The organism is Nocardioides sp. YIM 152588 (genome assembly GCF_040191335.1).
In the GTDB taxonomy this organism is placed as follows: domain Bacteria; phylum Actinomycetota; class Actinomycetes; order Propionibacteriales; family Nocardioidaceae; genus Nocardioides.
This window is the reverse complement of the sequence record NZ_JBEGDJ010000002.1, coordinates 13,081-32,864: the sequence shown is the minus strand read 5'-3', so window position 1 is coordinate 32,864 and position 19,784 is coordinate 13,081. Positions and strand designations below refer to the sequence as shown.

Genomic DNA, 19,784 nt, shown 5'->3' with positions numbered 1-19,784 from the left:
CCGCCCGTGCCGTACGTCGTCACCCAGTCCTGCTGCGCCGACGCCTCCTGCGTCGTCGCCTGCCCGGTCAACTGCATCCATCCCGCCCCCGGCGAGCCCGGCTTCGCCGAGGCCGAGATGGTCCACATCGACCCCGCCACCTGCGTCGGCTGCGGCGCCTGCGTCACCGCGTGCCCGGTGGGCGCGATCAAGGCCGACACCCACCTCGCCGCCGGCGAGAAGCCGTTCCTGGCGCTCAACGCCGAGTACTACGAGGTCTTCCCGCACGCCGACCGCACCCCGGTCGCGGTCGTGCCGCCCCAGCGCCGCCTGTCGCGCACCGGACCCTTCCGGGTCGCGGTCGTCGGCGCCGGCCCGGCGGGCCTCTACACCGCGGACGAGCTGCTCAAGCACCCCGAGGTGGAGGGCGTCGACGTCTACGAGCGGCTGGGGACGCCGCACGGGCTGGTCCGCTTCGGCGTGGCTCCCGACCACACCACGACCAAGCGGGTCACCCGCCTGTTCTCGGCGATCGAGCGGCAGCCCGGCTTCCGGTACCGGCTCGGGGTCGACGTCGGCCGCGACGTGACCCTGGCCGACCTGCGCCGGCGCTACCACGCGGTCGTGTACGCCGTCGGTGCCTCCGCCGACCGCCGGCTCGGCGTCCCCGGGGAGGACCTGCCCGGATCGGTCCCCGCCACGGAGCTGGTCGGCTGGTACAACGGCCACCCGGACCGCGCCGGCCTCGAGGTCCCCCTCGACCACGAGCGCGCGGTCGTGGTCGGCAACGGCAACGTCGCCCTCGACGTGGCCCGGATCCTCACCGCCGACCCGGAGTCCCTGGTCGGCACGGACCTCGCCGCGGGCCCGCTCGCGCGGCTGCGCACCAGCAGCGTGCGCGAGGTGGTCGTCCTCGGTCGCCGCGGCCCCGCCCAGGCGGCCTTCACCGTCCCCGAGCTCATCGGGCTGACCGCCCTGGCCGAGGCCGGGAGGGTCGGCGTCGTCGTGGAGGCGGACCCCGCGGACCTGACGGGCACCGACACCCGGTCCCGGCTGCTGGCCGGGCTGGCGGAGCGGACGATCGCCACGGGGCCGGCCGGGAACGCCCCGGGACGCGGGCCGGACCGACGTACGATCGTGCTCCGCTTCGGGGTCTCGCCGGTCGAGCTCCTCGGGGAGTCCCGGGTCGAGGGGGTGCGCGTGGTCCACAACCGGCTCGAGCGCGCCGCGGACGGCTCCGTCCGGGCCGTGCCGACCGAGCGGACCTCGACGATCGAGGCCGGGCTGGTGGTCCGCTCGATCGGGCACCGCGGCCTCCCCGTCACCGACCTCCCCTTCGACGAGGCCACCGGGACCGTGCCGAACGACGCCGGACGGGTCGAGCCCGGCGTCTACGTCGTCGGCTGGATCAAGCGCGGCGCCGTCGGCTTCATCGGCACCAACAAGTCCTGTGCCGAGGAGACGGTGGCCGGCCTGCTCGACGACCTCGACGCCGGCCTGCCCGCGCCGCTGGCCGCGGTGCGGGTGGAGGAGAGGCAGCGCCGCCGCGGCGGCCCGGTCGGGGCCGGCTCCCGATGACCGGCGCCCGCGCCAAGGACGGCCGGCAGCTGCGCTGGGAGAAGCACAAGCGCGAGCGGCGCCAGGTGGTGATCGACGCGGCCGTCGAGGTGCTCGAGCAGCACCCGCCGGGCGAGGCGATCCACGTGCAGCAGATCGCCGACCGCGCCGGCATCCACCGCACCGTGCTGTACCGCCACTTCGACGACCGCACCGACCTGGACCTCGCGGTGCAGACCGAGATCTGCCGCCGCGCGGGCGACACCGTCATCGCCGCGATGAGCCTCGAGGGCACGCCCAGCCAGATCACGCACCGGATCGTGGCCACCTTCGTGGAGTGGATGGTGGCCCACCCGGCGCTCGTCCGCTTCGTCGAGCGCGACCTCTCCGGCGGCCCCTCCGGCCGCGACGCGACGCCGCTGGAGCAGGCGCTGCAGCAGGTCGCGGAGCGGGTCGAGCTGCTCATCCACTCCGTCGTGCAGGTGCTCGGTACCGACCTGCCCGAGGACAGCCGCGACGCCCTCGACCCGTTCGTCTTCGGGCTGATCGGCAGCGGCTTCCAGACCACCAAGCGCTGGGCCTCCCGGGCCGAGCTCCGCCCGCCCACCGGCGAGTTCATCGAGATGCTCTCCCGCAACATCTGGCGCCAGATCACCGGCATGGCCGCCGACCAGGGCATCGACCTCCCCGACGTACCGGTCGAGCAGCTGCTCGCGCTGCTCGCCTCCCCGACCACCACCCCAGGAGCGTGACCCCCGTGAGCAAGCGCGTGAGCAACCCGGTGAGCGATGGCGCCACCGAGCACCTCGACGTCCTCATCGTCGGCGCCGGCCTCTCCGGCATCGACGCCGCCTACCACGTGAGCAAGGCCTTCCCCGAGCGCAGCTACGCGCTGCTCGAGGCGCGCGGGGCGATGGGCGGCACCTGGGACCTGTTCCGCTACCCGGGGATCCGGTCGGACTCCGACATGTACACGCTCGGCTTCAACTGGAAGCCGTGGCTGGGCAGGAAGTCGATCGCCGACGGCCCCGACATCCTCGCCTACCTCGAGGAGGCGGCCGCCGAGAACGGCATCGACGAGCACGTGCGCTACCACCACAAGGTGGTCCGCGCCGACTTCTCCACCGCCGACGCCCGGTGGACCGTCACCGTCGAGCGCGGCAGCGCGGAGGGCGGCGTCGAGACAGTGCTCCTGACCTGCGGCTTCCTCTTCTCCACCAGCGGCTACTACTCCTACGACGAGGGCTACACGCCCGAGTTCGCCGGCGTCGAGGAGTTCACCGGCCAGGTGATCCACCCGCAGGACTGGCCCGAGGACCTCGACTACGCGGGCAAGCGGATCGTCGTGATCGGCTCCGGCGCCACCGCGGTGACCCTGATCCCGGCGCTCGCCGAGTCCGGTGCCGGTCACGTGACGATGCTGCAGCGCACCCCGTCGTACGTGATCAGCCAGCCCGGCAGCGACCCGCTCTCCTACCGGATGCTGACCCGGCTGCCGACCAGGATCGCCGCGCCGCTGGTCCGGGCCCGCTACATCGCCACCCGGACCTGGTTCTACGAGTTCTGCCAGGCCCGCCCCGAGCTGGCGCGCAAGATCCTGCGCAAGGGCGTCGAGCGGCAGCTGCCCGACGACGTCTCGTTCGACGAGCACTTCAAGCCGCCGTACGACCCGTGGGACCAGCGGCTGTGCGCGGTGCCGCACGGCGACCTGTTCAAGGCGCTGCGCAAGCACACCGTCGACGTCGTCACCGACCACATCGACCGTTTCACGTCGAACGGGATCCTGTTGAAGTCCGGCCGGGAGCTCGAGGCGGACATCATCGTCACCGCGACCGGCCTCAACCTGCTCGCCTTCGGCGGCGCGTCGCTCGCCGTCGACGGCCGTGACGTCGCGCTGCCGGACACGATGGCGTTCAAGGGCGCGATGCTCTCCGGCATCCCGAACTTCGCCTTCATCGTCGGCTACACCAACGCATCCTGGACGCTCAAGGCGGACCTCGTCTGCCAGTACGTCGTCCGGGTGCTGCAGCACATGGAGTCGACCGGCACCTCGATCGTGGTGCCGCGCCGCGACCCGTCGGTCGCCGAGGAGCCCTTCCTCGACTTCGCCGCCGGCTACGTGCTGCGCAGCGTCGACCAGTTCCCCAAGCAGGGGTCGGTCGAGCCCTGGCGGCTGAAGATGAACTACTTCCGCGACCTGAAGGTGTTCGGGGCGTCCGCCGACGACCCGGCGCTGGTGTACAGCTCGCCGGTGCGGGAGCGCGTGGAGGCGTAGGGGTCGGGTGGGGTCGGAATCACCGGTCGACCGGTGATTCGGTCGCTTGACAGGCAATGCAACGCCCGTCAAGCGACCGAAGTGCCTGTCCGGCGTGACGCCTGAGGCACACGGCCGGGCTCCCGCTTCCTCGAACAACCGACCATCCGGATCTGATCAACCGACCAGACACCTGTTGCTTTCACTGAAACCTGTTCTACCCTTGCCGGCACGCGGGCACCGCGGCCCGCCGCGGGAGGGTAGGCATGGACGTCCAGGAGTTCCCCGAGCTCGGCTGCTACGGCCTGGCCGGGCACAGCGCGCAACCACACGACCTGCTCGAGGAGGTGCGGCTGGCCGAGGCCCTGGGGCTCGGGTCGGTGTTCCTCTCCGAGCGGTTCAACGTCAAGGACGCCGCGGTGATGGCCGGCATGGCGGCCGCGGTCAGCACCCGGATCGGGATCGGTACGGCGGCGACCAACCCGCACACCCGCCACCCGATGGTCACCGCGACGATGGCCACCACGCTGCACCGGGCCTCGGGCGGCCGGTACGCGCTGGGCCTCGGCCGCGGCTTCGACCTCCTCTGGGACGTGATGGGCGTGCCCCGGGTGACCGGCGCACGGCTCGTCGACACCATCGGCATCCTGCGCACGCTGTGGTCCGGCGGGAGCGTCGTCGGGCACGACGGCCCGGCCGGCACGTTCCCCTACCTGAGCCAGGACAGCAGCTTCGACGAGCACATCCCGGTGCTGATGATGGCGATCGGGGGCAGGACCCTCGAGCTCGCCGGCCGCCACGCCGACGGGGTCGTGCTGCACACCTTCTTCACCGACGACACCCTGCGCCGCGCGGTCGAGACGATCCGCAACGCCGCCGCCGACGCCGGGCGCGACCCCGCGTCGGTCCGGATCTGGTCGGTACTCGCCACCGTCACCGACGACATCCCCACCGAGCTGCGGCTGCGCAAGCTGGTCGGCCGGCTGGCGACGTACCTGCAGGGGTACGGCGAGGTGCTGGTCCGGGCGAACGGCTGGGACCTCGCCGACCTGGAGCGGTTCCGGAACGACGACCTGGTGCAGGGCTACCCGGGCGCCTTCGACGCGGTCGGCACGGTCGAGGAGCTGAGCCACCTGCGCGACGACGTGCTGCCGGCCGAGTGGCTCGCCGCGTCCGCGACCGGCTCCGCCGCCGAGTGCGCGGCCCGGATCCAGGACCAGCTCGACGCCGGTGCCGACAGCGTGATCCTGCACGGGGCCACGCCGACCGAGCTGGCACCCGTGCTCAAGGAGTGGCGGGAGATCCGGCCGCCCGCGCTCGATCCGCTGCCCGCCAACCCCGGGTGGATGCGATGAGCCCGCAGCGGGCGACCGCCCCCAGCACCCTGGTCAGCACGGCCGAGGAGCTGACCGTCGAGTGGGCACGCGCCGCGCTGGGCGAGGCGGTGGAGTCGGTCGAGGTGACCAGGGTCGGCACCGGTCAGATCGGCACCTGCTACCGGGTCCGGGTGACGGCCGCGCCGGGCGCCGGGCTGCCGGGGACGGTGCTCGTGAAGCTCCCCGCCGAGGACCCGGCCGCCCGGGAGCTGCTGGCCAACGTCTACCGCACCGAGGTGCGGTTCTACGACGAGATCGCCCCCACTGTCGCGGTGGCCGTGCCCGCGTGCCACCTCGCCGCCACCAACGACACCGGCTCGGCGTTCACGCTGGTGATGGCCGACGCCGCGCCGGCCGGGCAGGGCGACCAGTTCGCCGGGTGCAGCAGCGCCCAGGCGCTGGACGCCGTGGTCAACCTGGCCGGCCTGCACGGACCCCGCTGGTGCGACCCGACCCTCCTCGAGATCGACGGCCTCAGCATCAACGGCCAGGCCGAGGCCGACCAGATGGCCGAGCTCTACGGCACCGCGACCGAGATCTTCGTCGACCTGATGGGCGACCGGATCACCCGGGAGTGCGTCACGACGCTGGGCGAGGTCGCCGAGGTGATCGGGCCGTGGTCGCTGGGCCGCGCCGAGCGGTTCGGGCTGGTCCACGGCGACTACCGGCTCGACAACCTGCTGTTCCCGCCCGACGACGCCCCCGGCGTACTCGCCGTCGACTGGCAGACGCTCTCCCTCGGGCTGCCCGCCCGGGACCTGGCGTTCTTCCTCGGCACCTCGCTCGACGTCGAGCACCGGCGCCGCGAGGAGCGCGACCTGGTCGCGGCCTACCACCGGGCGCTGCTCGGTCACGGCGTGACGGGGTACGACGGCGCGCTGGCGTGGGACGACTACCGCTACGCGATGCTCCAGGGCCCGCTGATCGCCGTCTTCGGGTGCGCCTACGGCGCGCGGACCGAGCGGGGCGACGCGATGTTCGCGGTGATGGTGGAGCGGTCGTGCCAGGCGATCCGGGACCTGGGGAGCCTGGGGTTGGTGGGGTGAGGCGTTCGCGTCGGAATCACCGGTCGACCGGTGATTCCCTCACATGACAGGCATTGCAACGCCCGTCAAGTGACTGAAGCACCCGTCCGCTGCGACGACAGTGAAGCCTGAGGCACACGACCCGACCCACCACCGGCCACGGTCGACCACTGGCCCTACCGGTCCGGCCGCACCTCGCTGCGCAGGTCGCTCATGGTGGCGTCGAGCGACGCGGCGGTCTCGGCGGCGACCTTCAGCTCGTCGGCCAGGCCGGCGGGGACGGTGCCGTCGTACTTGTAGTAGATGCTGTGCTCGACGCTCGCCCAGAAGTCCATGGCGATGGTGCGGATCTGCAGCTCGACCGGCACGTGCTCGGTGCGGTCGGAGAGGAAGACGGGGATCGTCACCAGCAGGTGCAGGCTGCGGTACCCGTTCTCCTTCGGGTTGATGATGTAGTCCTCGACCTCCATCACGGTCAGGTCGGGCTGGCTGGTCAGCATGTCGCTGATCCAGTAGACGTCGGACGCGAACGGGCACACCACGCGCACGCCGGCGATGTCGCGCACCTGCGCCTCGATGCTGCTCAGCGTCGCCGGGAGCCCGAGCCGCCGTACCTTGTCGATCACGCTCTCCGGCGTCTTCAGGCGGGTGCGCACGTGCTCGATCGGGGAGTGGTCGTGGGACTCCTCGAACTCCTGCCGCAGGATCGAGATCTTGGTGGTGATCTCGTCGAGCGCGAACTTGTACGGCAGCCGGAACCGCTGGAGGGTCCGGTACAGGGCCTCCTCGGGGACCAGGTCGTGGACCGGGCCGGCCTCGGCCAGCTCCTCCATCAAGTCGGTGTGCGCGGGATCGGTGACGCTCATCAGTCCTCCGGAACGGGATCGGACTCCAGCATCCCCCGACCCTCAAGGCGCGGCGCACCCACCCCGTTCGCGACCGCCGGGATGCTCCGCTCGAGGCCGAGCGCGAGCACCGCGATCACGCCGCAGCCGGCCACCATCACCGCGATGTAGACGCCGGGCAGCTGCAGGTCGAGCAGGAAGCCGGCGACCACCGGGCCGGTGATCGCGCCGAGCTGGAAGGCGCCGGCGTTGATCGCGTTGTACCGGCCGCGCGTGTGGTCGGCGGCCAGGTCGTTGCTGATCGCGGGCACCGTCGGCTGCAGCAGCGTCTCGCCGAGCGCGAAGACCGCCATGAAGGCCAGAACGCCGACGACGGCCGCCGCGCTGCCGGGCACCAGACCGGTGCTGCCCAGCAGCAGCCACGCGACCGCCCAGATCGCGGCCATCACCATCATCACGCGGGTACGCCGCCGGCCGCTGATCCGGGTCAGCACGGCGAACTGCAGCAGCACGATCACCGCGGTGTTGACCGCGAACGCGATACCGATCGCGGACGTGGAGACGTCGGCGACCTGTCGCACGAACGCCGGGAAGCCGGCCTCCAGCTGCCCGTAGCCGAGGAAGACGCCGATGAAGGTGATCACGGTCAGCCGCTGCACCGCGGGCTGGCGCAGGATCGCCAGGTAGCTCACCGGGGCGGCCTCGGCGCCACCCTCCTCCGGCCCGGGCGCGGCGGCGGCACCGCGGACGTGGCGCAGCGGGCCGAGCAGCAGCCCCATCGGGACCAGCATCGAGACGGCGTCGGCCAGGAAGATCGTGGTGAACGTGGACGGTTCGTGCACGTCGACGTAGAGGCCGCCGACGACGCCGCCGACGCCGATGCCGAGGTTGACCAGCGCGAAGTTCACGCCGAAGTACTGCTGACGCAGGTCGCCGGTGACGATCGAGGCGATGAAGGCGTTGAACGCCGGCCAGGAGACGCCGAAGTTGATGCCGATCAGCACCAGCGCCACGGCGGCCACGGCCGGGGTCGTGGCGAACGCGAGCAGGGCGTTGCCGACGATCATGCAGGTGATGCCGAACAGCAGCACCGGCCGGGCGCCGTACCGGTCCGTCAGCACGCCGCCCGGCCCGGTGACCAGCAGCCCCGCGAACGCGATCAGCCCCATCAGCACCCCGGAGAGGCCGAGGTCGAAGCCCCGCACCTCGTGCAGGTAGATCAGGGTGAACGGCAGCGTCAGCCCGCGACCCAGGGTCTGGATCGCGACGGTCGACAGCAGCCAGCGGCCCTCGGTGGGCAGCGCTGCCCAGAACCCTCGCATCGTCACCGGGACATCCTCGCCCGCGGCACCGACAGGGGGCGAGCCGGGGCGGGCGCCGCGTCACATGGATTCTGGCCCCCTCCACCGGCGTGTCGGGGGCCAGAATCCATGTGACGCGGGCGAACCAGCCCGGGGAGGACCGGTCAGGCGATCGGCGACGCCTCCAGGGTCACGGTCGCGGTCTGGCTCTGGCCCGAGGTGTCGGTCCAGGCCAGCGTGACCGAGTCGCCGGGCTCGTGGTCGCCGATGGCGCTGGTCAGGTCGTCGACCGAGGTGACGGTCCGCCCGTCCACGGCGGTGATCACCGAGCCCTCGGTGAGGCCGGCCTGCGCGGCGGGCCCACCGGACTCCACGCCCGCCACGGTCGCGCCGGCGACGCCGGCCGTCCCGCCGGCCGCTCCCTGCGTCGAGATCGAGACGCCGAGGTAGGCGTTGGGGCCGATCCGGGTGGTCGCGGTCTCGACACCGGACTCGACCTGGTCGACCACCGACATCGCGTCGTCGATCGGCACCGCGTAGCTGCGGGTCGTGCCGCCGGTGGTGGTGGCCACGGTGACGCCGACGACCTCGCCCTCGGCGTCGACCAGCGGCCCGCCGGAGTCGCCGCTGACGGCGTACACGTTGTTCTCGATCAGCCCGGTCAGGTCGCTGCTGCCGCCGGTGAGGCGGTCCGAGGTGGTGATGTCCTGCTCCAGGTCGAGCACCTCGCCCGACGCGGCCGACAGGTAGCCCTGGCCCTCGGAGTTGCCGATGGTGGTGACCTCCTCGCCGACCTGCACGCCGTCGTCGTCGAGCTCGACGGTGCTGAGCCCGCTGGCGCCGGTGAGCGAGAGGACGGCGATGTCGGCGGTCTCGTTGTAGCCGACCACCGTCGCGTCGTAGGTCTCGCCGCTGCTGGCGATCGTCACCGTCACCGAGGTGCTGCCGTCGACCACGTGGTAGTTCGTGACGACCGTCCCGTCCTCGTCGATGACGAACCCGGTGCCCGCGCCCGCGCCGCTGGTCAGGGTGGTGTCGATGAGGACGACACCGACCTCCTGCGCGTCGGTCGCGGTGGCCTGGCCCGCCGACCCGGTGGACCCGTCGGTGCCCGACGAGCCGCCCTGGTCCGACCCCGGCCAGCCGCCCGACCCCTCGCCCGACCCGTCGCCCGGGACGGAGGGCATCTCGCCCTGGCCCCACGGCGCGGTCTGCGACCCCGAGTCGCCGGGGACGGTCGCGGTACCGCCGTCCGCGCTGGCGCTCACCGACGCGTCGGACCGCTGCTGACCGGCCACCCAGCCGATGCCACCGCCGATGCCCAGCGCTGCCACCACGGCGAGCGCGCCCGCCGTGCCGAGGATGACGCCGCTCCTGCGCTTCTGGTGGCGCGAGGGGCCGTACACCTGGGACGGCGGGTACGGCGGCGGCGGGTAGAGCGGCTGGCCGTAGTACTGCTGCGCCTCCGGGGTGGGCTGCGCCTCCGGGGTGGGCTGCGGGGCGGGCTGGGACTGCGGGGCGGTGGGGTCGCTGTCGGGCATGGTCCTAGTGGACCGGGACATCCTGAGCCCATCCACGGAGAAACCTGTGAGCCGGATGTGCGTTGGCCCAGCGCCCGGGGCGGGCACTAGTGTCCCGAACGCGGAATCCGTGCCGATAGTCGTGCCCTGGGTGCGTGGCTCGCAAGGCGGCGTCGCGACAGCATACCGGGCGTCTTCCGAGCGATGCCAACGCGGCGAGGGGCGCGCCCAGGGTGCGACGATCGGTGCGGATTCAAAGTTCGGGGCACTAGCCTCACGGCCATGCTCCAGCGCCTCGCCGTCTTCCTCGGCTCCCGCGACGGCGGCGACCCCCGGTTCGCCGAGACCGCGTACGCCGTGGGCCGCACCCTCGGCGAGCGTGACATCGAGCTCGTCTACGGAGGCGGCTCCTCCGGCCTGATGGGCGCCCTCTCGGACGGCGTGCTCGACGCCGGCGGCCGGGTCTACGGCGTGATCCCGCGGTTCATGGTCGACCGCGAGTGGGCCCGCACCCACGGCGAGCGCACCCAGATGCACGTGGTCGCGACGATGCACGAGCGCAAGGCGATGATGGCCGAGCGGGCCCAGGCGTTCCTTACCCTGCCCGGCGGCCTCGGCACGCTGGAGGAGCTCTTCGAGATCTGGACCTGGGGCACCCTCGGGCTGCACCGCAAGCCGATCGGGCTGCTCGACCAGGACGGGTTCTGGCGGCCGCTGGTGGACACCCTGGACGGGATCACCGCGGCCGGCTTCATGGACCGGCGCACCCTCGACGCGCTGGTGGTCGAGGGCGAGCTGGACGCGGTCCTGGCCGGCCTGTCCGAGCGCCTGGACGCGCCGGCGTAAAACGAGTTCTCCGCGGGCGCCGGCTCCTGCGACACTCTGCGGGTGCTGGGCGTCATCGATCTGCCGACCTACCTGGTCGGGCTCGTGCTGATCATCCTCCTGCCGGGGCCGAACTCGCTGTACGTGCTCTCGGTCTCCGCGCGCCGCGGCCCGCGCAGCGGGTACGCCGCCGCGGCCGGCGTGTGGACCGGCGACGCCGTGCTGATGACGCTGTCCGCGGCCGGGGTGGCCTCGGTGCTGCAGGCCAACCCGCTGCTGTTCGACCTCGTGAAGTGGGCCGGCGCCTGCTACCTGGCCTGGCTCGCGGTCGGCCTGATCCGGGGCGCCTGGGCGACGTGGCGCAGCCGCCGCGACGCCGTACTGGCCGAGGCCGGGCTGCCGGTGCCGGTCGTCGTCGAGCGCCCCTACCGGCGGGCGCTCGCGGTCAGCCTGATCAACCCGAAGGCGATCCTCTTCTTCGTCGCGTTCTTCGTGCAGTTCGTCGACCCCGCCTACGCGCACCCCGCGCTGTCGTTCCTGGTGCTCGGCGCGTTCGCCCAGCTGGCCAGCGTGATCTACCTCAGCGCGCTGATCCTCGGCGGCAGCAGCCTGGCCGCCGCCTTCCGCCGCCGGCGGGTCCTCTCGGCCGCCGGCAGCTCGGCGATCGGCGCGGTCTTCCTCGGGTTCGCGTTCAAGCTGTCGCTCGCCGGCGCCTGACGCCCGCCGGTGGTCGCCGCGACCGCTGGTGGGGGGTAGTCCCTGACGAAAAGCACCGCCGACACCGGCCAACGGGTGCTTTTCGTCAGGGACTACCCCCTCCCCTACACCCGGGTAGCGGCCAGCGAGGCCTCCGCCACCACGTCCACCGGGGAGCGACGTCGCGGCCAGGCGCGCTCACCGATCAGGACCAGCGCCGCGGGCAGGATCACCAGCCGGATCACGGTCGCGTCGAGCAGGATGGCCGCGGCCAGGCCGACGCCCATCATCTTCATCTCCATCATCGACAGCGTCGCGAAGATCGAGAACACCGAGACCATCACCGCCGCCGCGCTGGTGATCACGCCGGCGGTGTCGGCGATCCCCTGGCGGACCGCCTCGCGGGCGGGCAGGCCCAGGTCGACGAGCTCGCGGACCCGGCTGAGCACGAAGACGTGGTAGTCCATCGACAGCCCCACCAGCACGACGAGGACGAAGATCGGGATCCAGTCGATGACGAACCCGGGGCTGGTGAAGTCGAGCAGCGACTCCCCGAAGCCGTGCTGGAAGACCACGGACAGTACGCCGAACGCGACCGCCACCGAGGCCAGGTTGAGCGCCGTCGACACCGCCGCCACGACGACGCTGCGGAACGCCGCGGCCATCATCAGCGCCGTCAGCAGCAGCACGAACCCGAGCAGGTACGGCAGCCGCTGGCCCTGGCGGGTGGCGTAGTCCAGCGACGCCGCGGCGTCGCCACCGACGGCCCACTCGCCCGCGCCGTCGAGGGCGGCCGGGGCGAGGTCGTCGCGCAGCGTCTCGATCGCGTCGGCGGCGCGCTCGTCCGACTCGTCGTACGGGATCGGCAGCGACAGCACGCTGGTCCCGCCGTCGGCGGAGGTCCGGACCGCCGCCCCCGCGGCGTCGAAGTCGCCGGAGGCCGCGGCCGCGCGGCGCAGCGACGCGAGCGCCGGCAGCGCGTCGGCCTCGTCCGCGCGGACCACCACCTGCGCGGCCGTGCCCTCGGCCGGGAACGCGGCCGTGATCGCCCGGTAGGTCTGCACGCCCGGCAGGTCCTGGGGCAGCGTCTGGAGCGACGACTGGTGCGTGGAGAGGGTCGCGGCCGGTACGGCGAGCGCGGCCACGCCCGCGCCGGCCACCACCAGCGCGACGACCGGGTGGCGGACCACGGGGGCCAGCAGGCGCCCGCTGATCGCGCCGCGGCGCAGCCGTCCGGTGACGCGCCACAGCAGCGGCACCCGGGGCCGGTCCACCCACCGCCCGAGCTTCACCAGCAGCGCCGGCAGCACCGTGATCGAGCCGAGCACCGCGATGGCGACCACCAGGATCGCGGCGGTGGCCAGCGAGTTGAAGGTGACGTCGCCGAGGACGAAGAGGCCGGCGAGCGACGCCATCACCGCCGCCCCGGAGACCAGGATGGCGTGGCCCGAGGTCTCGGCGGCGATCGCGACGGCGTCCCGGGTGGTCCGGCCCAGGGCCCGCTCCGCGCGCTCCCGCTTGAGGTAGAAGAGGGAGTAATCGACACCGACCGCCATCCCGATCAGCACGATCATGCTGTTGACCGACATGTCGGCGGGCACCAGGTGCGAGATCGGAGCGGTGATGCCGATGGTCGCGGCGACGCTGGTGGCGGCCAGCAGCACGGGGATCCCGGCGGCGATCAGGGCGCCGAAGGCGAGCAGCATCAGGAGCAGCGTGATCGGGACGCTGGTCGCCTCCGCGGTGTGCAGGTCGTGGCCGACCCGCTCGCCGATGGCGGCGTCGAGGCTGTTCGCCCCGGCCTGCTCGACGACCAGGTCGGGGTGGTCCGCCTGGACCGCCGCGGTCGCCGCCAGCAGGGGCTCGGCATCGGTCTCCTCCGATGCCAGCTCGACCGTCACCAGCAGCGCGGAGCCGTCGGCGCTCGGCACCGGGTCGCCGACGCCGACCACACCGGGCAGCCCGGTCATGCCGGCCGTCACCTCGGCGGCAGCGGCCGCCGCGGCGGCGGGGTCCGGACTGCCGTCGGCGGCGGTGATCAGCACGTTCTCGGTCGGCGGCTCCACCAGCCCGGCCTCGTCGGCGAGGGCCGCGGCGCGGCCGGACTCCCCGACCCGGTAGTCGGCGTCGACGGTGTGCTGGGTGGGGACCGTCATCGCGAGCGCGACCGCGGCGGCCACGAGCAGCAGCCACAGGCCGATCGCTCGCCAGGGATGCGTGGCGCTCCAGCGCGCGGCGAGGACCGGCACGCGCGTCAGCGGGGTACGGGACATCGTGACTCCTGGAGGAGGAAGACGGGGAGGGGAGCGGGTCACCTCCAGCCTCGGCGCGCGGTCGGTCGGGGTCAGGAGCGCCAGGACCCGTACGACGGTGGTGCCAGCACCGGCAGGACGGTGGTGCCAGCACCACTGCACCCGCGCGTGGTTCGCGGGAGGATGGCCCGGTGGACGAGCACGCGCAGCCCGGGGCCGGCCGCCTGGCGGTGACCGGCTACGCGGCCCTGCAGGTCCTCCTCCTCCCCGTCGTCGTCCTCGTCCTCGTCCTCTGCGTCGTCAGCGCCGTGCTGGTGGTCGTCTGGGTCGGCATCCCGCTCCTCATCGCGGTGCTCCCCGCCGCCCGCGGCCTGGCCGGAGCCGAGCGCGCGATCGCGTCCCGGATCCTCGGCGGCACCCTGCCGTCGCCGTACCTGCCCGTCCCGGCGGGGGCGCTGGCGGGCCTGCGGGCGCGGGCGGCCGACCCCGCGACCTGGCGTGACCTGCTGTGGATGCTCTGGGCGATGACCCTCGGCTTCGTGATGTCGCTCGTCGTGGTGGTGCTGATGGTCGCGGTCGTGACGCTGCCGATCTGGTGGTACGGCGCGGTCCCGCTGATGCGGCTGCGCGCGACGGTCGACCGGGCCGTCCTGTGCACCGGCCGCACCGAGCGCCTGGAGCGCCGCGTCGACGCGCTGACCGAGTCCCGGGCCTCGGTGGTCGACCACTCGGCGACCGAGCTGCGCCGGATCGAGCGGGACCTGCACGACGGTCCGCAGGCGCGGATGGCGGCCGTGGCGCTGGGGCTCGGACTCGCCGACGACCTCTTCGAGGACGACCCCGACGCCGCCCGGCGCCTGGTGCGGGAGGCCCGGTCGACCTCGTCCAGCGCCCTGCAGGAGCTGCGCGGCGTGGTCCGCGGCATCCACCCGCCGGTGCTCGCCGACCGCGGCCTCGGCGGTGCCGTCTCCGCGCTGGCGCTGGACATGGCGATCCCGGTCGAGGTCGCGGTGGCGGTGCCGGACCGGCTGCCGCCGCCGGTGGAGTCGGCCGTCTACTTCGCGGTCGCCGAGTGCCTGGCCAACATCGGCAAGCACGCCCGCGCCACGCAGGCGTGGGTCACCCTGCGCCACGACGGCGGCGTCCTGCACGGCGAGGTGGGCGACGACGGGCGCGGCGGCGCGGTCCCCGGCGCCGGCACCGGGCTCGGCGGGATCGCGGCCCGGCTGGCCGCCTTCGACGGCACGATGGAGGTGTCGAGCCCACCCGGCGGGCCGACCACGGTCAGGTGGGAGGTCCCGTGCGCATCGTCCTCGCCGAAGACCACGCGCTCCTGAGGGCCGGCCTGGAGCAGCTGCTCCGCGCCAAGGGTTTCGAGGTGGCGGCCTCGGTCGACAACCTGCCGGGACTGGAGCGCGCGCTGGCCGACCCGGACGCGGACGCGGCCGTCGTCGACGTACGGATGCCGCCGACCTTCACCGACGAGGGCCTGCGCGCGGCCATCGCGGCCCGGGAGGCGCGGCCCGGCTTCCCGGTCCTGGTGCTCTCCCAGTACGTCGAGCAGCTCTACGCCCGCGAGCTGCTGGCCAGTGGCCAGGGCGGCGTCGGCTACCTGCTCAAGGACCGCGTCGCGGACGTCGCCGAGTTCGTCGACGCGCTGCGCCGGGTGATCGACGGCGGCACCGTGCTGGACCCCTCGGTGGTCGCCGCCGTCCTGGACCGCCGCCAGGACTCCCCGGTCGCCCGGCTGACCGAGCGGGAGCGTGAGGTGCTGGCGCTGATGGCCGAGGGCCGCGCCAACGCGGGGATCGCGACCGCCCTGGTGGTGTCGGAGAAGGCCGTCGCGAAGCACATCAACAGCATCTTCACCAAGCTCGACCTGCCCGCGGACGTCGACGGCCACCGCCGCGTGCGGGCGGTCCTGGAGTACCTGCGGGTCTGAGCGCGCCGGGCGTTCGCCCGTGGGTCCCGGGCGCCTCGATCTCGGGACATTGGCCGAGGCGCCCGGGCGGGACCGGAGCCGGTGTGGGGCTGGCTCCGGAGTCTGGTGGCACGGCGCCCGCGACGCGCCCCGACGGGCGTCGCGGGCGTCGCGTTCGCTGCGGGATCAGAATGCGCCCGAAGTCTGTGGTGTCCAAATCGGCGCGAGGTGAGCCGCGACACACTGATTCCGCACGTTTCCGGGGCCGCCGTACAGGCCCACGTCACATGGATCTCGGCCCCTTTTCTGCCCGAAATGGGGCCAAGATCCATGTGACGTGGCGAGGGCGGTCGTCAGCCCAGCTGGTTGATCCGGACCAGGTTCCCCGAGGGGTCCCGGAAGGCGCAGTCGCGCACCCCGTAGTCCTGGTCGGTCGGCTCCTGCAGCACCTCGGCGCCCGCCGCCTCGATCTTCGCGAAGGTGGCGTCGAGGTCGTCGCTGGCGAGGGTCACCGCGCCCAGGCTGCCCTTGGCCATCAGCTCGAGGACGACCCGGCGCTCCTCGTCGGAGATCGTCGGGTCGACGGCCGGCGGGTGCAGCACGATCGCGGTCTCGGGCTGCTCGGGCGGGCCGACGGTGATCCAGCGCATCGACTCGTAGCCGACGTCCTGGCGGACCTCGAACCCGAGCACGTCGCGGTAGAAGGCCAGCGACGCCTCGGGGTCGGTGTGGGGGACGAACGCGTAGTGGATGATCAGGCTCATGCCGCTCACGCTAGGTGCGGATCGACGTGGGGCGCTTCTCCGTTCCTGACCGGCCGCGTCACCTGCTTCGACACGCACGGCGGCAGCCCGCCGGCGCCGGACGCGGCGCGCTCCCGGTAGGCGCTCGGCGACATCCCGACCAGCTCGGTGAACCGGGTGCTGAACGTCCCCAGCGACCCGTAGCCGACGGCGAAGCAGATCTCGGTCACGCTGAGGTCGCCGCGACGCAGCAGGGTCATCGCACGCTCGATCCGCCGCGTCATCAGGTAGCTGTACGGCGACTCGCCGTACGCCCGCTTGAACTCGCGGCTCAGGTGGCCGGCCGACATGTGCGCGCCGCGCGCCAGCGCCTCCACGTCGAGCGGTCGCGCGTACTCACGGTCGATCCGGTCCCGGACCCGGCGCAGCTGCGCCAGGTCGCGCAACCGACGACCCTGCTCGCTCTCCACGCGGAGATCCTGGCACGGCCCGGGCGGGCTCCGGCAGGGATCCGGGCGCCGCTCATCCAGGCTCAACCGCCGAGGCCGGCCTCGCCGAGCTCGTCGGGGTCGACCACCTCGCGGTCGTCGGCGTCGAGCGCCGGCTCCACCAGCTCGTCGGAGACCGCCTCCGGGTCCGGGATCTCCGGCTCCTCGGCCGGCCGGTCCGCGTCCGTGAGCGGCAACGTCTCCGTGCCGTACTCGTTCGGGTCGATCATCGGCACACCCCCGATCGTCTCTGCGGTTCGGCGGGCCGGTTCCGGACCGCCGCTCCCACGGTAACCCCGCGTCGGGCGGCCGCCGCCCGACGCCGGCGAGATTCGTCACGGCGCCCCGTCGGAATGGCCGGGAGCGGCGGCCGGTTGCACCAACCGATCACCCGTCCCCCACCAGAAGGATCAGCATCATGCGCGCCGTCGTGCACCAGGAGTTCGGAGAGCCGGAGAACGTCCTCGACGTCGAGGAGGTCGCCACCCCCGAGCCGGGGCCGGGCGAGGTCCGGCTGAAGATGCTCCTGGCCCCGATCCACAACCACGACCTCTGGACCGTGCGCGGCCAGTACGGCTACAAGCCCGAGCTGCCGGCGCGCGCCGGCACCGAGCTGGTCGGCGTCATCGATGCCGTCGGCGAGGGCGTCGAGGGCCTGGAGGCCGGCCAGCGGGTGGCCACGGCCGGTGCGTTCGGCGCCTGGGCCGAGTACGTCGTCACCAAGGCCGCCGGCCTGATCCCGGTGCCGCCCGGCCTGCCGGACGAGGTCGCGGCGCAGCTCGTCGCGATGCCGTTCAGCGCGATCAGTCTGCTGGAGTCCCTGGACCTCGAGGCCGGCGACTGGCTGCTCCAGAACGCCGCGAACGGCGCCGTCGGCCGGATGGTGGCCCAGCTCGCCGCGGCCCGCGGCATCAACGTCGTCGGACTGGTACGACGCGACGCCGGCGTCGACGAGCTCGCCGGCCACGGCATCGGCAACATCGTCTCCACCGAGTCCGAGGGCTGGGCGGACCGCGTCGCCGAGCTGACCGGCGGCGCCCCGATCAGGGCCGGCGTCGACTCGGTCGGGGGCAAGGCCGCGGGCGAGGTGCTGGCGCTGCTCGCCGACGGCGGGACGCTGGTGGTCTTCGGCGCGATGAACTCCCCGCGCCTGGAGCTCTCCTCGGGCGACCTAATCTTCAAGGAGGCCGTGGTGCGCGGCTTCTGGGGCAGCAAGGTGGCCGCGTCGATGCCGGCCGACCAGCAGCTCACGTTGTTCGGCGAGCTGATCCAGCGCGCCTCGGACGGCTCCCTGACCCTGCCGGTGGAGGCCACCTACCCGCTGGAGGAGGCGCGCGCGGCCGCGGCGGCGAACTTCCTGCCGGGGCGCAGCGGCAAGATCCTGCTGCGCGCCTGAGGGAGCGGCAGCTCGGCCTCCGGTCGGCGGGGGCACGGGTGCCGGAGGACCCTGGTCTGGAACGCTTGGATGACATACCTGTAATGGGTGAGGAGAGCGCCCAATGGCCTAGACGGCGGACGCTCCGCAACCCAGACTGGGGACCTCCGGACCCTCACTGAAGAGACGATGACGCCAGCCGACCCGACCCGCAGCCGCCAGGACCCCGAGCGCGAGCCGTCCTCGCGCCGGGGCCGGGCGCCGTTTCCGGCCGGTGGGTTGACGGGCGCGGCGCTCGTCCTCTCCGCGACGATGGCGCTCTCGGCCACCGCCGTGGCCGGCGGCGCGTCGCTCGTCACGCTGGCCGGTACGGCGCCGAGCCCCAGTCCGCCGGACCCGGCGGTGGTCGAGAGCGCCGAGTCGGAGACACCCACGGAGCCGACGGAGCCGGTCGAGCCGGACCCGTCCGCGCCGACGTACTCCCCCGCCGTCCGCTTCGGGAAGCCGGGCGTGGTGCGCGTGCAGCGCCAGCGCAGCGAAGCCCGCCCCTACGACCGCGCCGCGGGTCCGCAGCCGGTGGACGCGGTCCCCCCGCTGGCCCTGATCGCCTACCAGCGGGCCGAGCAGGTGCTCGACGCCGCGGCCGCCCGGTGCCACCTGGACTGGACCGTGCTCGCCGCGATCGGTCGCGTCGAGTCCGACCACGGTGGCGTGGACGGGGCTCGGATCTCACCGCGGGGGGTGCTCAAGCCGGCCCTGACCAGCGTCGCGCTCAACGGCCGGGCCACCCCGATGCGGGTGCCCGACACCGACCGCGGCACCCTCGACGGCGACGAGCGCTGGGACCGGGCGATGGGGCCGATGCAGCTCACCCCCGCCCAGTGGTCCGTGGTCGGCGTGGACGCGGACGGGGACGGCCAGCGCAACCCGCAGGACCTCGACGACGCGACCCTCGCCGCGGGCGTCACCCTGTGCGGCCCCGGCGACGACCTGAAGCAGCGCAAGGAGCTGCACGCGGCCCTGGTGCGCTACAACCCGGCGCAGGGGTACGCCGACCTCGTGATCCGCGTCGCCCGGCACTACGCCAAGGACGAGCGGAACCTGCCCGACCCCGGCCCGGTCACCGTCCCCGACGGGCTCCCGGACCGGATCGCCGACGGCCTCACGCCCGGCGTCCCCGTCCGGCTCCCGGTCGGTACGACGACCCCCGGCTCGGACGGGTCCCCGACCGGGCCGGCGACCGGGCCGAACGGCTCCCCGGACGTCCTGCAGCCGGCGAAGTTCGGCCAGGAGGCGATCGTGATCGCGTCGCAGACCCCGTCCCCGACGCCCACGCCGACGCCGACGCCGACGCCGACGCCGACGCCCACCCCTACGCCGACGCCCACCCCCACGCCGACCCCCACGCCCACGCCGACCCCCACCGGCCCCCCGGTCGACGAGCCCACCGACGACGCCACCGGGGCCCCCACCGACGAGCCGACCGAGGACGACACGGAGGAGCCCGCCGGTCAGCCCACCGACGAGACGACCGGGACGGCGCCGGAGATCGACCCGCAGCCGGCGGTCGACGGCAGCCCGTCCGACTGACCGCACCGCGGCCCGCGGTTGGGAGGCGCCGCCCCGG

Annotated in this window: 18 protein-coding genes; 11 read left to right on the top strand and 7 right to left on the bottom strand. The window is 73.6% G+C overall.

Going from position 1 to position 19,784, the window contains the following annotated elements; genetic code table 11:
• The first annotated feature begins 6 nt into the window (after positions 1–6).
• From ABLM29_RS01945 to ABLM29_RS01925, 5 genes are all read left to right on the top strand, one after another.
• Positions 7–1,557 (top strand): FAD-dependent oxidoreductase, encoded by a 1,551-nt coding sequence (locus tag ABLM29_RS01945; RefSeq protein ID WP_349711904.1) that lies wholly within the window; start codon positions 7–9, stop codon positions 1,555–1,557.
• Positions 1,554–2,288 (top strand): TetR/AcrR family transcriptional regulator, encoded by a 735-nt coding sequence (locus ABLM29_RS01940; RefSeq protein ID WP_349711902.1) that lies wholly within the window; start codon positions 1,554–1,556, stop codon positions 2,286–2,288. The genes ABLM29_RS01945 and ABLM29_RS01940 overlap by 4 nt, the downstream gene beginning before the upstream one ends.
• Before the next feature lie 5 nt (positions 2,289–2,293).
• The gene (locus tag ABLM29_RS01935) at positions 2,294–3,811 is read left to right on the top strand and encodes a flavin-containing monooxygenase (protein ID WP_349711900.1); all 1,518 of its coding nucleotides are present in this window, start codon (positions 2,294–2,296) and stop codon (positions 3,809–3,811) included.
• A 245-nt stretch (positions 3,812–4,056) separates the two neighbouring features.
• Positions 4,057–5,145, top strand: coding sequence for a TIGR03857 family LLM class F420-dependent oxidoreductase (locus ABLM29_RS01930; RefSeq protein WP_349711898.1), 1,089 nt, complete (start codon positions 4,057–4,059; stop codon positions 5,143–5,145).
• Positions 5,142–6,212, top strand: a complete 1,071-nt coding sequence (locus ABLM29_RS01925; RefSeq protein ID WP_349711896.1) for a phosphotransferase family protein — start codon at positions 5,142–5,144, stop codon at positions 6,210–6,212. Before ABLM29_RS01930 ends, ABLM29_RS01925 begins: the two co-directional genes overlap by 4 nt.
• Positions 6,213–6,367: 155 nt before the next feature.
• Here the strand turns inward: ABLM29_RS01925 and ABLM29_RS01920 are convergent, their stop codons facing one another.
• The 3 genes from ABLM29_RS01920 to ABLM29_RS01910 all read right to left on the bottom strand — a co-directional run bounded on the left by ABLM29_RS01920 (position 6,368) and on the right by ABLM29_RS01910 (position 9,878).
• On the bottom strand, positions 6,368–7,057 hold the full coding sequence (locus ABLM29_RS01920; protein WP_349711895.1) for a GTP pyrophosphokinase: 690 nt from the start codon (positions 7,055–7,057) through the stop codon (positions 6,368–6,370).
• Positions 7,057–8,358 carry an MFS transporter gene (locus ABLM29_RS01915; protein WP_349712161.1) on the bottom strand — a complete coding sequence of 434 codons (1,302 nt, stop codon included), beginning with the start codon at positions 8,356–8,358 and terminating at the stop codon, positions 7,057–7,059. The genes ABLM29_RS01920 and ABLM29_RS01915 overlap by 1 nt, the downstream gene beginning before the upstream one ends.
• Before the next feature lie 143 nt (positions 8,359–8,501).
• Positions 8,502–9,878 carry a S1C family serine protease gene (locus ABLM29_RS01910; RefSeq protein WP_349711893.1) on the bottom strand — a complete coding sequence of 459 codons (1,377 nt, stop codon included), beginning with the start codon at positions 9,876–9,878 and terminating at the stop codon, positions 8,502–8,504.
• Positions 9,879–10,139: 261 nt separating this feature from the next.
• On the opposite strand from ABLM29_RS01910, the gene ABLM29_RS01905 reads away from it, so the two are divergent.
• Positions 10,140–10,703 carry an LOG family protein gene (locus ABLM29_RS01905; protein WP_349711891.1) on the top strand — a complete coding sequence of 188 codons (564 nt, stop codon included), beginning with the start codon at positions 10,140–10,142 and terminating at the stop codon, positions 10,701–10,703.
• 42 nt (positions 10,704–10,745) lie between these two features.
• Positions 10,746–11,399, top strand: a complete 654-nt coding sequence (leuE, locus tag ABLM29_RS01900; RefSeq protein WP_349711889.1) for a leucine efflux protein LeuE — start codon at positions 10,746–10,748, stop codon at positions 11,397–11,399.
• Between the two features lie 104 nt (positions 11,400–11,503).
• Here the strand turns inward: leuE and ABLM29_RS01895 are convergent, their stop codons facing one another.
• Complete coding sequence (locus ABLM29_RS01895; RefSeq protein ID WP_349711887.1) at positions 11,504–13,651, bottom strand: MMPL family transporter; 2,148 nt, start codon at positions 13,649–13,651, stop codon at positions 11,504–11,506.
• Between the two features lie 170 nt (positions 13,652–13,821).
• Between ABLM29_RS01895 and ABLM29_RS01890 the strand changes: the two genes are divergently transcribed.
• Together ABLM29_RS01890 and ABLM29_RS01885 are read left to right on the top strand one after the other, a co-directional pair.
• Positions 13,822–14,967, top strand: coding sequence for a sensor histidine kinase (locus tag ABLM29_RS01890; RefSeq protein ID WP_349711885.1), 1,146 nt, complete (start codon positions 13,822–13,824; stop codon positions 14,965–14,967).
• Entirely contained in the window at positions 14,931–15,572 is a 642-nt protein-coding gene (locus ABLM29_RS01885) for a LuxR C-terminal-related transcriptional regulator (RefSeq protein ID WP_349711883.1), read from the top strand. Before ABLM29_RS01890 ends, ABLM29_RS01885 begins: the two co-directional genes overlap by 37 nt.
• Positions 15,573–15,904: 332 nt before the next feature.
• Here ABLM29_RS01885 and ABLM29_RS01880 read toward each other — a convergent pair whose 3' ends face one another.
• The 3 genes from ABLM29_RS01880 to ABLM29_RS01870 form a co-directional block, all read right to left on the bottom strand.
• Complete coding sequence (locus tag ABLM29_RS01880) at positions 15,905–16,315, bottom strand: VOC family protein (RefSeq protein WP_349711881.1); 411 nt, start codon at positions 16,313–16,315, stop codon at positions 15,905–15,907.
• 5 nt (positions 16,316–16,320) lie between these two features.
• Positions 16,321–16,764: a helix-turn-helix transcriptional regulator gene (locus tag ABLM29_RS01875; protein ID WP_349711880.1), complete on the bottom strand. Its 444-nt coding sequence runs from the start codon at positions 16,762–16,764 to the stop codon at positions 16,321–16,323.
• 62 nt (positions 16,765–16,826) lie between these two features.
• Positions 16,827–17,012: a hypothetical protein gene (locus ABLM29_RS01870; protein WP_349711878.1), complete on the bottom strand. Its 186-nt coding sequence runs from the start codon at positions 17,010–17,012 to the stop codon at positions 16,827–16,829.
• Positions 17,013–17,200: 188 nt separating this feature from the next.
• Here ABLM29_RS01870 and ABLM29_RS01865 point away from each other — a divergent pair, with 188 nt between their 5' ends.
• Both ABLM29_RS01865 and ABLM29_RS01860 read left to right on the top strand, forming a co-directional pair.
• Complete coding sequence (locus ABLM29_RS01865; RefSeq protein ID WP_349711877.1) at positions 17,201–18,178, top strand: zinc-binding dehydrogenase; 978 nt, start codon at positions 17,201–17,203, stop codon at positions 18,176–18,178.
• Between the two features lie 168 nt (positions 18,179–18,346).
• A complete protein-coding gene (locus ABLM29_RS01860; protein ID WP_349711875.1) occupies positions 18,347–19,747 on the top strand; it encodes a lytic transglycosylase domain-containing protein in 1,401 nt (466 codons plus the stop codon).
• The last annotated feature ends 37 nt before the right edge of the window (positions 19,748–19,784 follow it).

What these genes read in the sequence shown, in the direction of transcription:
- ABLM29_RS01880 (WP_349711881.1), bottom strand. Translation starts at nt 16,315, where the DNA reads ATGAGCCTGATCATCCACTACGCGTTCGTCCCCCACACCGACCCCGAG.
- ABLM29_RS01905 (WP_349711891.1), top strand. Translation starts at nt 10,140, where the DNA reads ATGCTCCAGCGCCTCGCCGTCTTCCTCGGCTCCCGCGACGGCGGCGAC.
- ABLM29_RS01865 (WP_349711877.1), top strand. Translation starts at nt 17,201, where the DNA reads ATGCGCGCCGTCGTGCACCAGGAGTTCGGAGAGCCGGAGAACGTCCTC.
- ABLM29_RS01925 (WP_349711896.1), top strand. Translation starts at nt 5,142, where the DNA reads ATGAGCCCGCAGCGGGCGACCGCCCCCAGCACCCTGGTCAGCACGGCC.
- ABLM29_RS01910 (WP_349711893.1), bottom strand. Translation starts at nt 9,878, where the DNA reads ATGCCCGACAGCGACCCCACCGCCCCGCAGTCCCAGCCCGCCCCGCAG.
- ABLM29_RS01930 (WP_349711898.1), top strand. Translation starts at nt 4,057, where the DNA reads ATGGACGTCCAGGAGTTCCCCGAGCTCGGCTGCTACGGCCTGGCCGGG.
- ABLM29_RS01940 (WP_349711902.1), top strand. Translation starts at nt 1,554, where the DNA reads ATGACCGGCGCCCGCGCCAAGGACGGCCGGCAGCTGCGCTGGGAGAAG.
- ABLM29_RS01870 (WP_349711878.1), bottom strand. Translation starts at nt 17,012, where the DNA reads ATGATCGACCCGAACGAGTACGGCACGGAGACGTTGCCGCTCACGGAC.
- ABLM29_RS01895 (WP_349711887.1), bottom strand. Translation starts at nt 13,651, where the DNA reads ATGTCCCGTACCCCGCTGACGCGCGTGCCGGTCCTCGCCGCGCGCTGG.
- ABLM29_RS01920 (WP_349711895.1), bottom strand. Translation starts at nt 7,057, where the DNA reads ATGAGCGTCACCGATCCCGCGCACACCGACTTGATGGAGGAGCTGGCC.
- ABLM29_RS01860 (WP_349711875.1), top strand. Translation starts at nt 18,347, where the DNA reads ATGACGCCAGCCGACCCGACCCGCAGCCGCCAGGACCCCGAGCGCGAG.
- ABLM29_RS01915 (WP_349712161.1), bottom strand. Translation starts at nt 8,358, where the DNA reads ATGCGAGGGTTCTGGGCAGCGCTGCCCACCGAGGGCCGCTGGCTGCTG.